This window comes from Candidatus Pelagibacter sp. Uisw_130, assembly GCF_047722505.1.
Lineage (GTDB): Bacteria > Pseudomonadota > Alphaproteobacteria > Pelagibacterales > Pelagibacteraceae > Pelagibacter.
Genome location: NZ_CP159814.1, coordinates 672,965 through 692,371 on the forward strand (window position 1 = coordinate 672,965; position 19,407 = coordinate 692,371).

19 protein-coding genes are annotated in these 19,407 nt (G+C 29.6%); 9 read left to right on the forward strand and 10 right to left on the reverse strand.

The features are described from left to right. The first annotated feature begins 10 nt into the window (after positions 1-10). Genes ABXT55_RS03620 through ABXT55_RS03630 form a run of 3 tightly spaced genes read left to right on the forward strand, consistent with a single transcriptional unit; the run spans position 11 to position 1,831 of the window. A complete protein-coding gene (locus ABXT55_RS03620) occupies positions 11-778 on the forward strand; it encodes an ABC transporter substrate-binding protein (RefSeq protein WP_415285391.1) in 768 nt (255 codons plus the stop codon). Positions 779-818: 40 nt separating this feature from the next. After that, positions 819-1,559 (forward strand): amino acid ABC transporter permease, encoded by a 741-nt coding sequence (locus ABXT55_RS03625; protein WP_415285392.1) that lies wholly within the window; start codon positions 819-821, stop codon positions 1,557-1,559. Continuing rightward, the gene (locus ABXT55_RS03630; protein WP_415285393.1) at positions 1,559-1,831 is read left to right on the forward strand and encodes a GNAT family N-acetyltransferase; all 273 of its coding nucleotides are present in this window, start codon (positions 1,559-1,561) and stop codon (positions 1,829-1,831) included. The genes ABXT55_RS03625 and ABXT55_RS03630 overlap by 1 nt, the downstream gene beginning before the upstream one ends. A gap of 136 nt (positions 1,832-1,967) precedes the next feature. Here ABXT55_RS03630 and ABXT55_RS03635 read toward each other — a convergent pair whose 3' ends face one another. The 10 genes from ABXT55_RS03635 to gatC form a co-directional block, all read right to left on the reverse strand. Next, on the reverse strand, positions 1,968-2,723 hold the full coding sequence (locus tag ABXT55_RS03635) for a hypothetical protein (protein WP_415285394.1): 756 nt from the start codon (positions 2,721-2,723) through the stop codon (positions 1,968-1,970). Positions 2,724-2,941: 218 nt separating this feature from the next. Continuing rightward, positions 2,942-3,259: a hypothetical protein gene (locus ABXT55_RS03640; protein WP_415285395.1), complete on the reverse strand. Its 318-nt coding sequence runs from the start codon at positions 3,257-3,259 to the stop codon at positions 2,942-2,944. Positions 3,260-3,427: 168 nt separating this feature from the next. Then, positions 3,428-3,913 carry a thermonuclease family protein gene (locus tag ABXT55_RS03645; RefSeq protein ID WP_415285396.1) on the reverse strand — a complete coding sequence of 162 codons (486 nt, stop codon included), beginning with the start codon at positions 3,911-3,913 and terminating at the stop codon, positions 3,428-3,430. Continuing rightward, positions 3,876-5,246 (reverse strand): MATE family efflux transporter, encoded by a 1,371-nt coding sequence (locus ABXT55_RS03650; protein ID WP_415285397.1) that lies wholly within the window; start codon positions 5,244-5,246, stop codon positions 3,876-3,878. Before ABXT55_RS03650 ends, ABXT55_RS03645 begins: the two co-directional genes overlap by 38 nt. A 9-nt stretch (positions 5,247-5,255) precedes the next feature. Continuing rightward, the gene (locus ABXT55_RS03655) at positions 5,256-6,161 is read right to left on the reverse strand and encodes a rhodanese-related sulfurtransferase (protein WP_415285398.1); all 906 of its coding nucleotides are present in this window, start codon (positions 6,159-6,161) and stop codon (positions 5,256-5,258) included. Next, positions 6,161-6,811: an O-methyltransferase gene (locus ABXT55_RS03660; RefSeq protein WP_415285399.1), complete on the reverse strand. Its 651-nt coding sequence runs from the start codon at positions 6,809-6,811 to the stop codon at positions 6,161-6,163. The genes ABXT55_RS03655 and ABXT55_RS03660 overlap by 1 nt, the downstream gene beginning before the upstream one ends. Before the next feature lie 150 nt (positions 6,812-6,961). Continuing rightward, on the reverse strand, positions 6,962-9,808 hold the full coding sequence (locus tag ABXT55_RS03665; protein ID WP_415285400.1) for a DEAD/DEAH box helicase family protein: 2,847 nt from the start codon (positions 9,806-9,808) through the stop codon (positions 6,962-6,964). A 229-nt stretch (positions 9,809-10,037) separates the two neighbouring features. After that, positions 10,038-11,513 (reverse strand): Asp-tRNA(Asn)/Glu-tRNA(Gln) amidotransferase subunit GatB, encoded by a 1,476-nt coding sequence (gatB, locus tag ABXT55_RS03670; RefSeq protein WP_415285401.1) that lies wholly within the window; start codon positions 11,511-11,513, stop codon positions 10,038-10,040. Next, the gene (gene gatA, locus ABXT55_RS03675; RefSeq protein WP_415285402.1) at positions 11,514-12,971 is read right to left on the reverse strand and encodes an Asp-tRNA(Asn)/Glu-tRNA(Gln) amidotransferase subunit GatA; all 1,458 of its coding nucleotides are present in this window, start codon (positions 12,969-12,971) and stop codon (positions 11,514-11,516) included. After that, positions 12,971-13,258, reverse strand: coding sequence for an Asp-tRNA(Asn)/Glu-tRNA(Gln) amidotransferase subunit GatC (gene gatC, locus ABXT55_RS03680; protein ID WP_271521690.1), 288 nt, complete (start codon positions 13,256-13,258; stop codon positions 12,971-12,973). Before gatC ends, gatA begins: the two co-directional genes overlap by 1 nt. Before the next feature lie 51 nt (positions 13,259-13,309). On the opposite strand from gatC, the gene ruvX reads away from it, so the two are divergent. Genes ruvX through ABXT55_RS03710 form a run of 6 tightly spaced genes read left to right on the forward strand, consistent with a single transcriptional unit; the run spans position 13,310 to position 19,404 of the window. Continuing rightward, entirely contained in the window at positions 13,310-13,765 is a 456-nt protein-coding gene (gene ruvX / locus ABXT55_RS03685; protein WP_415285403.1) for a Holliday junction resolvase RuvX, read from the forward strand. 42 nt (positions 13,766-13,807) lie between these two features. Further along, a complete protein-coding gene (locus tag ABXT55_RS03690) occupies positions 13,808-14,749 on the forward strand; it encodes an aspartate carbamoyltransferase catalytic subunit (RefSeq protein ID WP_415285404.1) in 942 nt (313 codons plus the stop codon). Continuing rightward, positions 14,750-16,036 (forward strand): dihydroorotase, encoded by a 1,287-nt coding sequence (gene pyrC / locus ABXT55_RS03695; RefSeq protein ID WP_415285405.1) that lies wholly within the window; start codon positions 14,750-14,752, stop codon positions 16,034-16,036. It begins immediately after the preceding gene. A 2-nt stretch (positions 16,037-16,038) separates the two neighbouring features. Further along, entirely contained in the window at positions 16,039-16,614 is a 576-nt protein-coding gene (plsY, locus tag ABXT55_RS03700; RefSeq protein WP_415285407.1) for a glycerol-3-phosphate 1-O-acyltransferase PlsY, read from the forward strand. Between the two features lie 37 nt (positions 16,615-16,651). Next, positions 16,652-19,243 (forward strand): type I DNA topoisomerase, encoded by a 2,592-nt coding sequence (topA, locus tag ABXT55_RS03705; protein ID WP_415285408.1) that lies wholly within the window; start codon positions 16,652-16,654, stop codon positions 19,241-19,243. Next, positions 19,240-19,404: a hypothetical protein gene (locus tag ABXT55_RS03710; RefSeq protein WP_415285410.1), complete on the forward strand. Its 165-nt coding sequence runs from the start codon at positions 19,240-19,242 to the stop codon at positions 19,402-19,404. The genes topA and ABXT55_RS03710 overlap by 4 nt, the downstream gene beginning before the upstream one ends. Positions 19,405-19,407: the final 3 nt, after the last annotated feature.

The window sequence follows — 19,407 nt, forward strand, 5'->3', positions numbered from 1 at the left end:
TATGGGTAATATGAAAAAAATACTCCTTGTGGTGCTATTAGCACTTTTACCCTTCTCTCTTAACGCAGAAACTAAACTTGATCAGATTATATCTTCTGGTGAATTAAAAGTTGGAACTACAGGCGACTGGGATCCAATGACGATGAAGGATCCAGCTACTAATAAGTATGTTGGTTTTGATATTGATGTCATGCAAGAATTAGCAAAAGATATGGGTCTAAAAATTACTTTTGTACCCACTGAATGGAAGACTATTGTTTCAGGAATTACTGCTGGAAGATATGATATTTCTACAAGTGTAACTAAAACTCCAAAAAGAGCAGAAGTTGCTGGATTTACAGATACTTACTACAAGTATGGAACTGTTCCACTTGTTCTTAAAAAGAATTTAAAAAAATATTCAACGTGGAACTCTTTGAATAATAAAAGTGTAACTATTGCAACAACACTTGGAACTTCTCAAGAGGAAAAAGCTAAAGAATTTTTTCCAAAATCAAAATTACAATCAGTTGAATCTCCTGCAAGAGACTTTCAAGAAGTATTAGCTGGAAGAGCAGATGGAAACATTACAAGTTCAACGGAGGCCAATAAGTTAGTTATAAAATACCCGCAATTAGCAATTGTTCCTGATGGAGAGAAAAATCCTGCCTTTTTAGCAATGATGGTTGGTAAAAAAGATCAGGTTTGGAATGATTATGTTAATGCATGGATTAAAGATAAAAAATCGTCTGGTTTCTTTAATAAACTACTCGCTAAATATAATTTAAAAAGCTTATAAAAAATTAGATATTAATCTCTAATTCATTATAACTTTAAGAGTGAAAAATTTATTTTTTTTACTCTTATTTTTACTTATTACTTCTTGTAGTGGCCAAGAATTAGGTTGGTTTATTCTATCACCTAATAATGTTGAAGGATTAACAAACCTAAAATTTTTACTAAGTGGCTTAACAACAACTATTTATATTTCAGTAATATCTATAATTATTTCTGCAATTTTAGGGTTCATTGTTGCAATACCCTCTTTAGCTAAGAATAAATTTTTAACATACGTAAATATTGGGTATGTAGAAATTGTAAGAGCAATACCGTTGCTTGTTTTAATATTATGGATTTATTACGGTCTACCTATAATGACTGGATTAAGCTTCAGTCCATTCGTGTCTGGAATAATTGCGCTGGCAATTAGTGAAAGTGCTTTTCAAGCGGAAATTTTTAGAGCAGGTATAAATTCAATTAAAAAATCACAATGGGAAGCAGGTTCATCACTAGGTCTAACTTTTTATAAAAGATTAAGATTAGTAATTCTTCCCCAAGCAATTAAAAACATCTTACCTGCTTTAGGTAACCAGTTTGTATATGTATTAAAGATGTCTTCATTAGTATCAATTATAGGTATTGGTGACTTAACAAGAAAAGCTAATGAATTAGTTGTGTCAACTTATAGACCGTTAGAAATTTACACATTTTTAATTTTAGAGTATTTAATTTTAATATTAATTGTTTCATTCTTTGTGAGAAAATTAGAAAAAAAACTTGAACAAGATGGAAATAATTAATGAATAATTTAAATAATACAAATTACGATATAGATCTAAATGATGGTGTTATTACATTTAAAAACATTAATACAACACTTGCTTTTGTTAGATATAATGAGACAGCTGAAGTTGAATACATCTTTGTTAATCCCATGTTTAGACGTCAAGGACTTGCTAAAAAGCTATTAAGTATTGTTGAAGAAAAAACTAAAATTAAACCTACACCTCAAGACCCAATCAGTCCTTTAGGCGAAAAGCTCTTCAAGATTAGTATACCAGAAATTAACTAGAATTCTGGGGCACCAGTTAACAGAACGCCCCTTGTCACTCTCCTACTTTGTTGAATTTATAATTTTAGTTAATATATGGATTCTTTTTGAATGTAGCTAAGGTTTGATTCACAAAAACTTTTTTTTAATGTTAAGTTCATTTTTTTTTAAGTAAAAGCTGATAGTCATGCTGTAATATCTCAAAACTACCATGTAAGTTTACATAGTCCTTAATCAAACTGCCTTTACCTCCGGTAATTCCATATTGTTGATTTTTTGAATATGCATTAGCTCTTTCATCACCTTGAACATGAGCAAGTGTTTTTTTATTAATTGGTGTATCATCTACCAAAACTATATCTCCAGAATTAACTAATGGGAGAACCGTAAGAAATTCAGATAGACCATAAACCATTGATGGTATTGGGTCTGACCAGTCAACATCCATCGAGTCAAAGTAAAATATTTTTATTTCTTCAAATTTACTGGAACTTAAATGTAATTTCCTTAAAAATTTCAACGAATCATTGCAGTGCATTGTTGATAAGTTGGAGCATTTGTTAGTTAACTTGATCATTGGAGTGGCTCTTATATCTACAGAATTCACTGAACCACCAAACGAATTTACATAACTATCAAAAAGCATTGTTGAGTTTGCCCCCCAAGCACTACTTCCAGTTTCAATTATAGTTACTGGTTTAAGATTTACTGCTACAAGAGCCGCTGTTAATGTAGGACGGCAAGGGTGCTCAGGATTAAATTCAAAATGGTTTGCTGCTAATTTCTCAATTGAGGAAAATTTTTCTCTTAAAGCCCTACCCTTACAAAACTTTTCCGCATATAATAAAGAAAACAAACGTGACTTTAGTGATTTGAATAATTTAGTAACAACTTTCACAAAAAATTCTAACATAAAATAAAATTTTAGAAAAGTGTTTTAGTTTTATTTCAATTTTTTCTATTTAATAAAATAATTTTAGTGAAAAATAAGGATTATAGAAGCACGGTCTGGGGCACCGGGTAACAGAACGCCCCTTATACCTCTTTTACTTCTCTTTATTTAAAATGCTGATTAGTGCTAGGATTAGTTTTAAACGTAGTCACGACGTAATTAAACTGTGGATTTTTATATTAGGGACAATTTTTTTTAGCTTTTAGGCCTGCTAGATGTTCAGCACGTCTATTTGCTGCATCCACTGCTTCTTCGACATTCTTATGTGTAGCCCATAATCCTGGTAACCAAAATAATAGTGCACTTACATTAGTTCCAGTTCCCATGCTTTTTTCTTTCTTGGCATCTTCTGCATATCTATTTGCCTTAGCAATTTCTATATCAAGTTGATTACATGTAAGTTGACCATCTGTTGGACCTACAACATTTACAACTGTTGGAGTAGCGCAGGATGTCAAAAATATTAAAAGTGCAAAAACTGATATATGTTTATTCATAATGTAAAACTCTAGATTAATACTTATCTACAATCAATAAGAATCTACGATGTAATATCGACGTAGTCTTGTTCAAACTTCTGCTATTTGCTAAAGCAACTTTGTTACAAAATAAGGATTATAGAAGTACGGTCTGGGGCACCGGATGACAGAACTACCATGCAAATTTTAATTTTTTTTAGATTTTCTGTAATCCCAAGGATAATCAAACTCCATTGACCACATACCTATTTTATTAATTCTTGCATAATCTTCATCAGGTATAAATTTTTTTGAATACCTTCTGTATGCAAATGCATAGCCACTTCTAACAAGGTAACTTGATAAACTTTCATTATTAACAAAACATTCGGCCAGTGTTCTTTTGTATTGATCTTTTCCTTCACTAATACATTCAACGTTATTATTTCCAATTTTATCAATAAGGATTTGTTTTGCTGTAACTCCACAAGGATTTTTTACGCTATCTTTAAAACAAGTTTGTTTCAATTCAGGTGTATCTATTCCAGTAAATCTAATTTTTTCTCTATTAAGATGAATTGTATCTCCATCAACAATTTTGATTGTTTGAGATTTAACTTGGTTAATAGTTAAAATAAATATTAGTGTTGAGACACTAATAAGAAAAATGGCTTTTCTTTTGTTTAAAAACATTATTTAAAAAGTATCCAATAAAGATGATTACTGCAATACCCATAAACCAATTCGTTGCCATGATGGTGTAAAAAATATCTGCGTAATCACCACCTCTGATATTAATTACATACCACAATGATAAGAAAGGGAATGCGGTTAATCTTAGAACGCTTAGGTAAAGACTATAAATTGGTTTTTTAAGTGCCTGAAAAACTGCTGTTGTAATAAAGAACACAGGATAAATAGGAGCTATTAATGCAGCAACTTTTAAATATATAGCTCCGTGGTATATGGCTTCTGCATTATCTGTAAATTGAGATACAAAAAACTCTGCGCCGAAGAATAAAATGATACCTGCTCCAGCCATAAATGATGATCCAAAAAATAATGCTTTAGAATAAAGTTCTCTTATACGGTTATAATTTTTAGCACCAAAGTTTTGTCCACCAATAGAAAGTACTGCTGTATTTAAACCAATTACTGGAAGTAAAAAAACTTGCTCAACTCTTAAAGCTGCACCGTAACCCGCTGTTGCAAGGTCACCAAATTGTCCAATAAAATATAAAATATTAAAAATACCAACACCAATAAACAACATACTAATCATTATTGGCATTGCTTGTGAGAACAATTCTTTAAGAAGAATGAATTTAGGAATAAAGCATTTAATAGATAAATATTTTCTTAATTTACACGAGTTAATTTTGTAAGCTAAATAAATTGTACCAATAGATTGAGAGATAACAGTTGCTATAGCAAGGCCACCTATGCCATAAGCTGGAACAATTCCGTATCCCCAGATAAATAATGGATTTAAAAAAATATTTAAAAAGAAACTAAAGATAAGAACGTTTCTATAACTCTTAGTATCTCCCTGCGCATTTAAAGCTCCATTTAAAGAGATTTGGATCATAACTATAAAGGTTCCGTAAAAAATTATATCTAAATATTCTCTGGTTAAAGCAATACCAGCAGCATCAGAACCCATGACACCCAAGAGAAAATCAGAAGCATTTAATCCAAATAAAGTAACAATAATTGAAGTGATTAATGCAAAAATTACTGACTGGGCAATAAATAGTGAAGCTTTATTAATTTTTTTAGCACCTAATAAATTACCAATACAAGAGTTCGTTGCAGCACCAATACCAACACCAACAGCAATGATGACAAAATAAATTGGAAATGATTTAGCGATTGCACTTATAGCTTCAGCAGAAATTCTACCAGCAAACCATGTATCAACTAAATTATAGAATGTTTGAAACAAAGAACCTACACTAGCTGGTATAGTTACTTTTTTAAGTAATGACCAAATTGGATCTTTGGTTAAATTTATGGCTTTAGACAATTTTTTTTCCTATTTAAATTCTTTTTGAAAGATATGCTTTGAACCACTCTTTTTTGCAAGGTTTATTTGCTTTTGTCTCATACGAAATCTCTCTTTTTGAGTTTGAGTTAAATTATCATTACAGTTTAAGCATGAAACACCCTCCTCATATTTTTTAGACTTCTTATCTTTTGGTGAAACAGGTTTTCTACATCCACTGCATATTGAATATGTTCCATTTACCAATCCATGTTTAACACTGATTCTGTTGTCAAAAACAAAGCATTCCCCATTCCATAGACTTTCTTTTTTCTTAACATTTTTTAAGTAATTTAAAATTCCGCCTTTTAATTGGTAAACATTTTTAAAGCCTTTTTTTTCTAAAAATACTGAAGCTTTCTCACATCTTATTCCACCAGTACAAAACATTGCAATTGGCTTTGTTTTTTTTAGTTTATTTAAGTATTTTGGAAATTCTCTAAAATTATCAACATCAGGATTAACAGATCTTTTAAATGTACCCACATTATATTCAAATGGTTTTCTAGAATCTAAAACTAATGTTTCTTTATCACTAATCAACTTATTCCATTTTTTAGGATCTACATGATTATCTTTCTTGTTTTTTGATGATAAAGAAAGACCCATAGGGACTACTTCTTTTTTAATCTTAACTTTTGGTTTGTGAAAAGGTTGAAATTTACTTTTTGAAATATTTTTACTATCAAACTTTTTAAAATCTAATATCTTTTTAATCTTTGTAATAGTTGACTTTAGATCACTAGTTTTTCCTGAGATTGTTGCATTTACTCCTTCACTAGCTATAATTATTGTTCCTCTGATATTTTTCTTAATTAAAAAATCCTGTAGTAAAATCTTATTTTTTTTTAAACAAGTAAGTTTTTTAAATTTGTAAAAACCAAATACATCGAACATTACAACACTCTACAAACAGTCATACCGTCACCTAAAGGTACAATAATTTGTTCCACTCTTTTATCGTTTGCAACATAAGTATTAAAATCTCTGATATTTATTGTATATTTATCTAAATTACCTTCATCAGCAACTTCACCATGCCATAAAACATTGTCTACAATAATCAATCCACCTTTGTCTAATAACTTCAGTGATCTTTCGTAATATTCCTTATAATTCATTTTATCAGCATCAATAAAAACCATATCAAATTTTTGATTTTGTAATTCTTTCAAACTATCTAATGCAGGTTTAACAATCGTTTGAATTTTATTATCCTGATTAGCTTTTTTAAAAAAACTTACTGCTATCTTGTTCGTTCCCTCATCTTTATCTAGCGCTACAAGTTTGCCATCCACTGGTAATGCCAGAGCAATTGAAAGCGCACTTAACCCAGTAAAAGTTCCAATCTCAAGTACATTTTTGATATTAGAAGTTTTTATAATTAAATGAAGAAAATGACATTGAGATATTGCTACTTGCATTCTCTTAACATCACCAAGTGTATTGTTATGATCAATTATTTCTTGCTGAATGGGATTTAACTTTAAACTAAAATTATTTATATATTTTTCAAGTTTTTCAGTAATTTCAAGGTTCTTACCCATGGTTATTTAAGTCCTTTGTGTCTACCAATTTCACCACGAGGGCATTAATGAATTTCATGAGTATTTATGCTAATATCTATAATTGAACAAGAGGAATAAGTTAAATTTTTTTAATTTATCTCTCTGTGTCCAAGTCATGTCCAAGTTATCCTATAATTTCCTATAAGTATATTTTTTAGGTCGATTTATCCATGATGCAACACCCTGAGGTAAATTAAGTTGTCTGTTAGCTCCATTATAAACCTCTTCAAGTAATTCCATGAATGTTTTTTTTCCCTTATAATATTTAATCTTTTTTTGAGGAATTAAAGCAATATAAATTGTTAAGAAAGAAATTTTCTGTCCATTTTTTCTTACATATTTATCAGTACTTCTAGGTAAAATATTATAAATTTTATAATATTCTCTTATATATCTTTTTACTCTAAATTCATTTAAATCTAATTTTGTAAAATTAGTTGTTTCTACATTGTACTGTTTTTTAATAAATTCTGCGATCGTTTTTGGTAATGTTTTTTTTCCATCCCTTTGTCTCCCAACTAAAAAATTATTCAGCTGGCGAAAAGTTCTTTTTATACCTGGATAAATTTCTTTTTCATTATCTTTCATTCTAGCTGGGTATCTTTTGTAACTATTAAAAAAATTATCAATAATCTTTTTTAAGAAAGCTCGATCTATATTAATAGATTTACCGAAAGTTTTTTCTTGTCTGCTCCAATCTGGTCGATTTATCTTCAGAAATTTATTTAAAGATCTTTCATAAAAATCACCTCTACCCATAATAAAATCATCATCGATTTTTCTCCAGGTCAAACCTTTTTTATCAATACAACTGTCATTTTTAATTGTAATTTTTTTAATGTTTTTATTTGAAATTCTTCCAACCGAATGTGAAGGTTGTTTTTTGTATTTTTTATAAAAATTATCACTCCACAACAACACATCATCTTTAGTGTAAAAAACTCCTCTTAAGTTATTAATTCTCTGATAAAGTTTAATACCCAACCCTTCTTGAAATTTGTTAAGATCAATTTCTAAACTTTCTGAGATGGTTGTTGTAATTGGTACTCTACCTTTAAACTTTTTACCTTTAGCAATACTTTCAAAATAATCAATAATTCTTCTATCAACACTACCCATGGCAGTTATTGTTTGCATTATATTTTCATAAGCTTTTTCAATTTTATTTTTTAATTTATCTTTTGTGCTTAAAATTGTAGGAACAATTATATAACCTAATTTTTTTCCCTTAAAAGGCCTTAAAGCTCTCCCTGCAGCTTGGACTATATCGACTTTACTTGTTTTAGGATCAGCAAAAATTACACTATCTACTTTTGGTATATCTACACCCTCTTGTAAACATCTTGCATTCGCAATTAGAGAATTATTAATATTTGCAAAAGATTTTACAATTGCTTTTCTTTGAGCAATATTTTGTCTGCTAGATATATGATAATTAGTAGTTTTAGGACTATAAAGCTTATTAAGCAAATTTATTTGATCTTTTAAAAGAATAGATCTTTCAATACCACTACTAAAAGAAATTGTATTTTTTAAATCATACTTTTTTATTGATTTTTTAAAAGCTAAACCAGCAATTAACATCGATGCTTCACTCGATTTGTTCCATTTTATTTTCTTTGAAATTTTTGCATTAGGCTTAACAAAAAGATTTTGTTTATAAATATTCTGTATATCACTCCTACTGAAAATTAAGTGTATAATTTCATAATCTGTTAATGCATTAGTGCCATCTGGTCTTTTAAGTTTTATTGCTTCAGAAAATGATATTTCGTCAAAAATACCATTATTATTTAAACTTCCATAATATTTTGTGTTTTCCATTCCAAGAATTTTGTTGGATTTACCACTGTAAAATCTTTGTGTAGCTGTCATGAAAAGTCTTTTTTTAATTTTAACATTTTTATCAAATAATATTTTTGAAAAACTGTTTTCTTTTCCTCCTGTTGTTCTGTGCGCTTCATCAATAATACCTAAATCAAAAGAATTTTTTTTAAATGGAGTTATTTTTTTTATACTTTGGTAAGTTATAAAAGTAACTTTAGTAATTTTAGACTTTTTAATTAACCATTCTTTTATTTCTTTATTTTCAACTAAAGTTTTTACTGGCAACTCAGCAAGTTTCATAGAAATATCATCTCTATCTATATCCGTAGAATTCTCCTTACTACATATAGCTCTCCACTCTATCTTCCATTTAGATGCCAAAGATTCTCTTGCCCAAGTATTAAATAGTTGATTTATTAAAGCTAAACTTGGGACACAAACAATTATATTTTTTGGTTTTAATTTTTTTGCTATCCAAAATCCAACTAAACTTTTACCAGTACCACATGGATATATTAGCTTTCCTCTGTTATGATTTTTAAAATTTTTAATAACTTTATTAATTGAATTTTTTTGATATTCAGCTGGGCTTATTGGTTTAAAGATAATTTTTTTTTTTAAAATAAAGTTTTTTACATTTTTAAATTTCTCTTCTTCATTTTCTGTAATAAAATCATTCAGTAAAAAGGTTATTTTACCTTGTGGATAATTTAATTTATCAAATTTAAAACTGTATGAATTACAATTTGAAATTATATATAAACCTTCAATATTTTTACCAATATTAAATGTAGTATCTAAGCAGGTTGCCAAATCATTTCTTGAAAGAGAATAGTTGTCGTTGCCATGAAACTTGCATTGAATTGCTAAATATTTTTGATCTTTGGTCTCAACAATTAAATCAATTCCTTCATCTTCGGGTGCTAAATTTAAATAGTTCAATACATTTATGGGTATTTCTCGATATCGAAAATTCCAAATATTTTTAATAGCGTAATTATAAAATAGTGGATTAGTTTTTATTAAATATTCAGAAAAATCCTCAAATATTTCACCTTGTTTCGTTTTATTAAAACTAATTATTTTAATTTTTAAATCATTCCAGTTATTTGATTTAAGAATAAGTTTTTCGTTGGATTTATCAGTCATAAATAAATATTAATTCATAAACTCATAGAAACTAGAGTATAATATTATCTCCTCATGTCCAAGTTATGTCCAAGTTTATAGAAATTAATTAAACCTTATTCTTTAATATTAATTGAAAGCTAATTTAAAGTTATGAGATTTTATAGGATGTTTAGACTACCTTGGACTACTATGGACTGACTTTAACTTCTATCCCTCGGCTTTTAAGTCCTTTGTGTCTACACCAGTATTAAAGTTTTTTCTTTAATATCTCATTTATTAATTGAGGATTAGCTTTACCACTTGAAGCTTTCATAGCTTGTCCTACAAAGAAACCAAATAGCTTTTCTTTACCATTCTTATATTCTATAGCTTTTTCCCTGTTATCATTGATAATCTTATCAATTAAAGCTTCTAATGCTTTAGGGTCACTTTCTTGTTTTAAACCTTTTTCTTCAACAATTACTTGTGGATCTATGTCTCCATCCATCATTAATTCAAATATTGTTTTAGCTATTTTTCCAGAAATTGTTCCATTCTTAATTAGATTAATTAACTTTGCCAAATTTTTTGCACTTATTGGACTTTGTGTAATTTCTAAATTTTTATTATTTAAAACAGCAAACAATTCACCTGTAATCCAGTTAACAGCTAATTTCATATCTCGGTTTTTACCCATTTTAGCAACAACTTCCTCAAAATATTTAGCTGTTTCAATATCTGATACTAAAATTGTTGCTTCATAAGCAGAGACTTTAAATTCATCAATAAATCTTTTTTTCTTATCGTCAGGTAATTCTGGGATATCTGCTTTAAGTTTTTCAATAAATTCATCAGTTACTTCTAATGGTAGTAAATCTGGATCTGGAAAATATCTATAATCATGAGCATCCTCTTTAGATCTCATAGATCTTGTTTCATTTTTCTTTGTATCAAATAATCTTGTTTCTTGATCGATTGTTTTACCTTCTTCAATTAAATCAACTTGTCTATTAGCTTCATAATCAATAGCCATTTGCATAAATTTGATTGAGTTAACATTTTTAATCTCACAACGAGTTCCAAGTTTATCAGACCCTTTAATTCTAACAGAAATATTAACATCAGCTCTTAAAGAGCCTTCCTGCATGTTTCCATCACACGTACCAAGGTATCTCATAATAGATCTTAATTTTTTAACATAAGCACTAACTTCATCTGGAGTTCTCATGTCTGGTTTGCTAACAATCTCCATCAAAGCTACGCCAGATCTGTTTAAATCAACCAATGTATTTTGTGGGTCCATATCATGAATACTTTTTCCAGCATCTTGTTCTAAGTGCAATCTTTCAATTCCAACTTCCTTTTGACCATGTGCCATATCAAGAACAACTGTACCCTCTCCCACTATAGGATATTTAAATTGTGAAATCTGATAACCTTGTGGAAGGTCTGCATAAAAATAATTTTTTCTATCAAAAACTGATCTTTTATTAATTTGAGCTCTTAGGCCTATACCTGTTTTAATTGCCTGTTTTACACAGTACTCATTAATAACTGGAAGCATTCCTGGAAATGCAGCATCAACTAAACTTACTTGCGTATTAGGTTCAGCACCAAAAGTTGTTGATGAAGATGAAAATAATTTTGAATTTGATGTAACCTGTGCATGAACTTCAAGGCCGATTACCACTTCGTAAACATTATCTCGTCTTTCGATTAAATATTCTGAATTATCTTTAGGCATCTATTTAATCCACCAATCAGTAATTTTATTTTTAAACTGGATTTTTTCTTCCATAGCATAAGCAATGTTTAAAATATTTTGTTCACCAAAAGCTTTACCAATAATTTGTAGTCCCAATGGATAACCCTTAGCATCTACTCCTGCTGGAATTGAAATTGCAGGTAATCCAGCTAAGTTAACTGGAACTGTGAATATATCATTTAAGTACATTGAAACTGGGTCATTAGTTTTTTCACCAATTTTAAAAGCAGCACTTGGTGTTGATGGGGTTAAAATTGCATCAACTTTTTTGTAAGCTTCATCAAAATCATCTTTAATTAATTTTCTAACTTTCTGCGCTTTTAGATAATAAGCATCATAATAACCAGAGGACAAAACATATGTTCCTATCATTATTCTTCTTTGAACTTCGCTACCAAAACCTTCAGATCTTGTTTTTTCGTACATATCAATAAGGTTTTCTCCTTTAGATCTAAAACCATACTTAACGCCATCGTATCTAGCTAAGTTTGAAGAAGCTTCAGCTGGGGCTACTATATAATAAGCAGGTAAAGCATAATTTGTATGAGGTAATGAAATTTCAACAATTTCAGCACCACAATCTTTTGCATACTCAATTCCCTTAGTCCATAAATCTTCTATCTCTTTTGGCATTCCATCAACTCTATATTCTTTTGGAATTCCAATTTTCTTACCTTTAATATTGTTTGTTAATTCTTTACTGTATTCATTTCTTTTAAAATCAATTGATGTTGAATCTTTTTCATCATAAGTGCTAATTATTTCCTGAAGCAATGCACAATCTTTTACATCTTTAGACATTGGTCCTGCTTGATCTAATGAGGATGCAAAAGCAACAATTCCATATCTTGAGCAACTTCCATAAGTTGGCTTTAATCCAACTGTACCTGTAAATGAAGCAGGTTGTCTAATAGAGCCACCAGTGTCAGTTCCAATTGTAATAGGTGTTAAATTAGCTGCTAGAGCTGATGCAGAGCCTCCTGAAGAGCCTCCTGGTACTAAACCTTTATCTACTGGACTTTGGACATTTCCAAAAAAACTAGTTTCATTAGATGAGCCCATTGCAAACTCATCACAATTTAATTTACCAAGTAATATTGCACCCTCATTCCAAATATTTTGAGTAACAGTAGACTCGTATGGTGGAATAAAATTATTTAAAATTTTACTACCTGCTGTAGTTTTCACATCTTTTGTGCAAAACAAATCTTTAACTGCCATTGGAACACCCGGAAGCTTTAAATCAAAATTAGGTTTTTGATCAAAACTTTTGGCTTTCTCAAGAGCATTAGAAAAATCTTCTGTTATGTAAGCATTTAAATCTCTAGACTTTTCTCCTCTATCAATAAAAGCTTTAGTAGTTTCTTCAGAAGAAATTTTTTTATCTTTAATGTTTTTAACTAATTCAGTTAAAGTGAGCGATGTGATATCTGACATTATTCAACAACCCTTGGTACTACAAAAAAATCTTCATTCTCTTCTGGTGAGTTTTTTAATATTTGATCTCTTATATTTTCACTTTTAACCTCATCTGCTCTTAATTTTAATGTGGTTTCTGCAACAGAGGTTAATGGCTCAACATTGTCAGTATTGAGTTCATTCAATTTTTCAATGAAATCAAATATAGAGTTAAGATCTCCAGCTAATTTATCAGCTTTTGCATCATCAACTGAGATTCTTGATAATTTAGAAATATGCTTTATTGTTTTAAGATCAATTGTCATGTGGTAATTAAATATGTCGGCAAACTATCACTTAAGTATAAAATATACAATATGATCACAATTGAAGATTTTAAAATAAAACACTCAAATAAGGTAAGATTTATTGGTTTAGATTTAGGATCTAAAAGAATTGGTGTCTCAATTTGTGATGAAAAACAATCCATAGCCACACCCTTTAAAACCATTAACAAAACCAACACAAACGAACTAATTGACGAACTTAAGATAATAATTAAAGATAATAATATTGGTGGAATAATTGTAGGGCACCCAGTAAATATGGATGGCAGTTTAGGAAGATCCGCTCAATCAGTTAATGACGTTGCATCAAATATATCAAAATCTATAGACCTGCCTGTAATATTGTGGGATGAGAGACTTTCAACAGTTGGTGCATTTAATCTATCAAGTTTATTAGACGTTAATGTTTCAAAAAGAGTTAAAACAATTGATCAAAACGCTGCAGCCTTTATTTTACAAGGGGCAATAGACTTTTTAAATAATTAATACTTGCCATAGTGATGGTTAATAGTTATAGAGTTAATTTTAATGGCAACTAAAATATATAAAGCTATTAAAATCTCTCAAAAACACCTCCTAGGTATTCAAGATTTATCAATTAGTGATGTTAATCTCATTTTAGAAGAAGCTAAAAGCTTCATTAAATTAAATCAAAGTAAAAATAAAAGATTAAATGTATTAAATGGTAAAACTCAAATTAATTTGTTTTTTGAACCCTCCACTAGAACACAAAGTTCATTTGAATTAGCTGGAAAAAGATTAGGTGCAGATGTTATGTCAATGAACATGGCGAACTCTGCGGTTAAGAAAGGTGAAACACTAATAGATACCGCAATGACTTTAAATGCAATGCATCCAGATATTATTGTAATTAGACACCAGGATTCAGGTGCATGTAATCTTTTATCTCAAAAAGTAAATTGTGCAGTGCTTAATGCTGGTGATGGAAGCCGCGAACACCCTACTCAAGCTTTATTAGATGCTTTAACAATTATAAATCGTAAAAAGAAAATTGAAGGTTTAAGAGTTGCGATTTGTGGTGACATAACTCATTCACGTGTTGCAAGATCAAATATTTATCTTCTGAATATGTTGGGTGCAGAAGTTAACATTATCGCACCATCAAACTTAATGCCAAAAGAAATAGAAAAGTTTGGCGTTAATACATTTACAGATATGAAAAAAGGTCTGAAAGATTGTGATATAGTAATGATGCTAAGACTACAAAATGAAAGGATGACTAGTTCTTTCTTGTCTTCTAATAGAGAATACTATGAATATTATGGACTAACTCCAGATAAGCTTGCTCATGCAAAAGATGATGCTTTGATTATGCATCCAGGTCCAATGAATAGAGGGATCGAAATTGATACAAAATTAGCAGATGACATTAACAGAAGCGTAATTAAGGAACAGGTTGAACTAGGTGTTGCAGTTAGAATGGCTTGTTTAAAAATATTTTGTGAATAAATGAAAAAACAATACTTAATAAATGCAAATATAATTGACCCTCATAACTCTATTAATGAGAACGGTGGATTAATTATTGGTGAAGATGGTTTAATTGAAGCTATTGGTAAAAAAGTAAACTCTAATAACATTCCTTCAAGAGAAAAAGTAATAGACTTAAATGGCAAATATATATTCCCAGGTCTTGTTGATATGCGTGTCTTTGCAGGTGAACCTGGTTATGAGTATAAAGAAAATTTTAGAACTCTAAGTAATGCAGCACTTGCAGGGGGTATTACTTCGGTTGTTACTATGCCTAATACGGATCCAATTATAGATAACGTTTCAATAGTAGATTTTTTAAAAAGGCGTGGAAGAGACAAATCTAAAATTAATGTTTTTCCAAGTGCCGCACTTACAAAAAATATTGAAGGAACTACAATGACTGAATTTGGTCTACTTCAAAGTAGAGGAATAATTGGATTTACTGATGGTGTTAAAACAATTCAAAATACTAGACTGATGTCTCGTATAATGAACTCAGCTAAAGATTTGGGCACACTAATCATGCAACATGCTGAAGACTATGATTTATCCAAAAATGGAATGATTAATTCTGGAATTATTGCAACCAAACTTGGGTTATCTGGAATACCTGCTGTAGCCGAAAGAATAATTATTGAAAGAGATTTAACGTTGCTTGAAAATATTAAATGCAGATATCACATATCACAAATTTCAGCAGCAAAATCAGTTGAAATTATTGAGGAAAGAAAAAATAAAGTTAAATTTACCACAGGTGTCTCCATAAATAACCTTTCATTAAATGAAAATGATATAGGAGATTTCAGAACTTTCTTAAAATTATCACCTCCATTAAGAACTGAAGAAGATAGAGTTGCTCTAGTGCAAGGATTAAAAGATGAAACGATAGATGTTATTGTATCTGATCATAAACCAGAAGATGAAGAACAAAAAAGATTAACATTTGCACAAGCATCTACAGGAGCTTCTGGAATAGAAACGCTTTTATCACTAAGCCTAGAGTTATATCATAATGGTTCTGTTAAATTAGAAACCATAATTAAATCTTTAACATCAAACCCTGCAAAGATTTTAAAAATTGATAAGGGTAATCTTTCAGTGGGTAATGAAGCAGATTTTTGCATTGTAGATATTGATAAGCCATGGGTTGTTAAAAAAGATAAACTTATCTCCAAATCAAAAAATACTTCGATTGAAGACAAGAAACTCCAAGGTAAGGTCACTAATACATTTGTAAAAGGTGAAGAATTATTTAAGTTATAAAAATGGAATATTTAATTATTGCATTAAGCTCATATTTATTAGGATCAATACCTTTTGGTTTTATACTTACAAAAATTTTTTTAAAAAAAGATATTAGAGATATTGGCTCAGGAAACATTGGAGCTACTAATGCTCTTAGAACGGGTAATAAAACATTAGGCTACGCAACTTTATTGCTGGATATAACAAAAGCCGTATTACCTGTTTTATATGCAAAATTTAATTATCCTGATTATATCTTTATTGCATCACTAAGTGCATTTTTGGGTCACGTTTTCCCTATATGGCTCAAGTTTAAAGGGGGTAAGGGTGTAGCAACATATGTTGGAATATTATTTTCAATAAACATGATTTTGGGTTTGGTATTTATCCTTAGTTGGGCTGTTACATTTCTTATTTCAAAATACTCATCACTTTCATCGCTAGTTGGCAGCTTAATGGTTCCAATTTATTTAATAATTTTTGAAAATTATAATTTAATTTTTTTCATAATAATGTTTGTACTTATATTCTATACACATAGAGAAAACGTCAAACGATTGAAAAACAGAGAAGAAACTAAGACTAAAATTTATTGATTTGACTATCTAGGTCTTTTAAGTAATTTGTTTAGTAATGAATCTTGTAGTCGTAGAAAGTCCAGCTAAAGCAAAAACTATCAATAAATATCTAGGTGATGATTATATTGTATTAGCAAGTTATGGACATATTAGAGACCTTCCTTCGAAAAATGGTTCTGTTGATCCAGAAAATAATTTTAAAATGGAATGGGAAGTGGATAGTTTTTCTAAAAAATACCTTAAAGAAATTACAGATGCAGCTAAAATTTCTTCAAAAATTATACTAGCAACAGACCCTGACCGAGAGGGAGAAGCAATTGCTTGGCATGTTAAAGAATATTTAAATGAGAAAAAATTAATTAAGGACAAGCATGTCGAAAGAGTTGTTTTTAATGAAATTACAAAAAAAGCAGTTATTCATGGAATTGAAAACCCACGACAAATAGAGCCACTACTTGTTGATGCCTATATGGCTAGAAGAGCCTTGGACTATTTAGTTGGCTTTAACATATCACCAATTTTATGGACAAAATTACCTGGTTCTAAATCTGCGGGGCGTGTTCAGTCAGTTGCTTTAAAATTAATTACAGAACGAGAACATGAAATAGAGCTTTTTGACCCTGAAGAATTTTGGACTTTAAATATTCAATTCATCGACAATGATAAAAATTCTATATTGGCTAGTATAACTCAATTGAATGACAAAAAAATTGAAAAATTTTCTTTTAAAAATAAAGCTAAAATTGATAAAGCAATTGAAGAAGTTAAGTCTAAGAAGTTCAATATAAATGACATCTCAAACAAAGTTGTTAACAGAAACCCTTCTGGTCCTTTTACTACCTCTACATTGCAGCAAGTTTCTTCTGGTAGATTGGGATTTGGAGCATCAAGAACAATGCAGGTAGCTCAAAAACTTTATCAAGGTATAGAAATAGACGGTGAAACTATTGGTCTTATTACTTACATGCGAACAGATGGTACCAATTTATCTAAAGACGCTATAGACACCTTTAGGAAATATATAAAAAATGAGTTTGGCAATGAATATGTTCCAGATAATGCAGCAAGTTATTCTGGTAAAAAAGCTAAAAATGCTCAAGAAGCACATGAAGCAATTAGACCTACAGATATTATGCGTGCACCAAATACAGTTAAGAAATATCTAAGTCCAGACCAACATAAATTATATGATTTGATTTGGAGTAGAGCCCTATCCTCTCAAATGAAACCTGCTCAATTTGATAGAAATACCATTACGATATGTTCAGATGATAATGGAACAATCTGTAAAGTTAGCGGTTCTGTTATTAAATTTGATGGTTTTTTAAGAGTTATGAAAGATACTAAAAAAGATGATGATGAAGATATTCTTCCAGAAATGAATAAAGGTCCAGTTAATATAGAGGCTCTATTAGATGAACAACATTTTACACAACCACCACCAAGATACTCAGAAGCAAGTTTAGTTAAAAAATTAGAGGAGCTTGGTATTGGGAGACCTTCTACTTATGCAAGTATAATATCAGTTATATCTACCAGAGGGTATGCTGAAGCAATTAATAAAAGATTCCACCCAACAGATCGTGGTAAATTAATTTCTGCTTTTCTTGAAAAACTTTTTTCAAAGTATGTTGACTATAACTTTACTGCAAGTTTAGAAAATCAACTTGATGATATCACAACAGGTAAAGAAGGATGGATAAAAGTTCTAGAGTTATTTTGGAAAGATTTTAATCAAAATGTATCTGATGTTAAAGAGAAAAGAACCAGAGAAGTTTTAGATCTATTAAATGATAGCCTAGGTAGTTTAATTTTTGAAAGAGATAAAGATGGAAATATTAATAGACAATGTAAGTTATGTGACAATGGATCATTAAGTTTAAAAAATAGCTTTAGAGGTGGTGCTTTTATAGGTTGTTCGAATTATCCAGATTGTAAATTTACTAGACCCCTTTCTAAAGCTAAAGCAGCTGCTCAATCTCAACTAGCTGAACCAAAATTTATAGGGAAACATGAAAATGGCAATGACATGTATCTTAAAAATGGAAGATTTGGTCCCTATCTTCAGTATGAGAAAATTGACGAAGTGAAAGAAGAAGTTGTTGTTGAAACAAAAAAGAAAAAGAAAACAAAAAAAAAGAAGGTAGAAAAAGAAGATAACAATTTAAGAAATGTTTCTATACCTAAGGGAATTACATTGAATAGTGTGGATCTTGATAGGGCTAAATTTTTATGTTCATTACCCAAAATTTTAGGTATTAACCCTGAAAATCAAAAGGATATAATTTTAAACTCAGGTAGATTTGGTCCATATCTAAAGTGTGAAAATAAATCTGCTAGAATTGAAAATGTTGAAGAAATTTTTTCAATTGGTTTAAATAGAGCAATAACCTTAATAGCAGAAGCTAAACCTGGCAGAATGTCAGCATCAATAATTAAAGATCTAGGTGAACATCCAGAAGATAAAAAACCTGTTAGAGTGATGAAGGGTCAATATGGGCCTTACATTAAATATAAATCACTCAATGCAACAATACCCGAGGAAAAAGATCCTATAGAACTTAATATGGAAGAGGCAATAATATTGATTGAGAAAAGAAAAGAATACGATAAAAGTAAAAAATCAAACAAAAGGAGAAAAAAATGAAAAAGATATTAATAATTTTATCAACTCTAATTCTAACTTCTTGTGGATCAATCTCAAATATAAAAAATGGTGCTGTAGATTCTTTTAAAAATATAGGTAAAAACCCTTGTTATGACAAAGAAAAAAATACTACAAAAATATTTGGTTGTAAAAAAAAATAAATT

Bases quoted from the DNA above. Each gene is read 5' to 3' on its own strand.
- ABXT55_RS03620 (WP_415285391.1), top strand. From the start codon at position 11: ATGAAAAAAATACTCCTTGTGGTGCTATTAGCACTTTTACCCTTCTCT.
- ABXT55_RS03630 (WP_415285393.1), top strand. From the start codon at position 1,559: ATGAATAATTTAAATAATACAAATTACGATATAGATCTAAATGATGGT.
- ABXT55_RS03635 (WP_415285394.1), bottom strand. From the start codon at position 2,723: ATGTTAGAATTTTTTGTGAAAGTTGTTACTAAATTATTCAAATCACTA.
- ABXT55_RS03640 (WP_415285395.1), bottom strand. From the start codon at position 3,259: ATGAATAAACATATATCAGTTTTTGCACTTTTAATATTTTTGACATCC.
- ABXT55_RS03645 (WP_415285396.1), bottom strand. From the start codon at position 3,913: ATGTTTTTAAACAAAAGAAAAGCCATTTTTCTTATTAGTGTCTCAACA.
- ABXT55_RS03655 (WP_415285398.1), bottom strand. From the start codon at position 6,161: ATGTTCGATGTATTTGGTTTTTACAAATTTAAAAAACTTACTTGTTTA.
- ABXT55_RS03660 (WP_415285399.1), bottom strand. From the start codon at position 6,811: ATGGGTAAGAACCTTGAAATTACTGAAAAACTTGAAAAATATATAAAT.
- ABXT55_RS03665 (WP_415285400.1), bottom strand. From the start codon at position 9,808: ATGACTGATAAATCCAACGAAAAACTTATTCTTAAATCAAATAACTGG.
- gatB (WP_415285401.1), bottom strand. From the start codon at position 11,513: ATGCCTAAAGATAATTCAGAATATTTAATCGAAAGACGAGATAATGTT.
- gatA (WP_415285402.1), bottom strand. From the start codon at position 12,971: ATGTCAGATATCACATCGCTCACTTTAACTGAATTAGTTAAAAACATT.
- gatC (WP_271521690.1), bottom strand. From the start codon at position 13,258: ATGACAATTGATCTTAAAACAATAAAGCATATTTCTAAATTATCAAGA.
- ruvX (WP_415285403.1), top strand. From the start codon at position 13,310: ATGATCACAATTGAAGATTTTAAAATAAAACACTCAAATAAGGTAAGA.
- ABXT55_RS03690 (WP_415285404.1), top strand. From the start codon at position 13,808: ATGGCAACTAAAATATATAAAGCTATTAAAATCTCTCAAAAACACCTC.
- pyrC (WP_415285405.1), top strand. From the start codon at position 14,750: ATGAAAAAACAATACTTAATAAATGCAAATATAATTGACCCTCATAAC.
- plsY (WP_415285407.1), top strand. From the start codon at position 16,039: ATGGAATATTTAATTATTGCATTAAGCTCATATTTATTAGGATCAATA.
- topA (WP_415285408.1), top strand. From the start codon at position 16,652: ATGAATCTTGTAGTCGTAGAAAGTCCAGCTAAAGCAAAAACTATCAAT.
- ABXT55_RS03710 (WP_415285410.1), top strand. From the start codon at position 19,240: ATGAAAAAGATATTAATAATTTTATCAACTCTAATTCTAACTTCTTGT.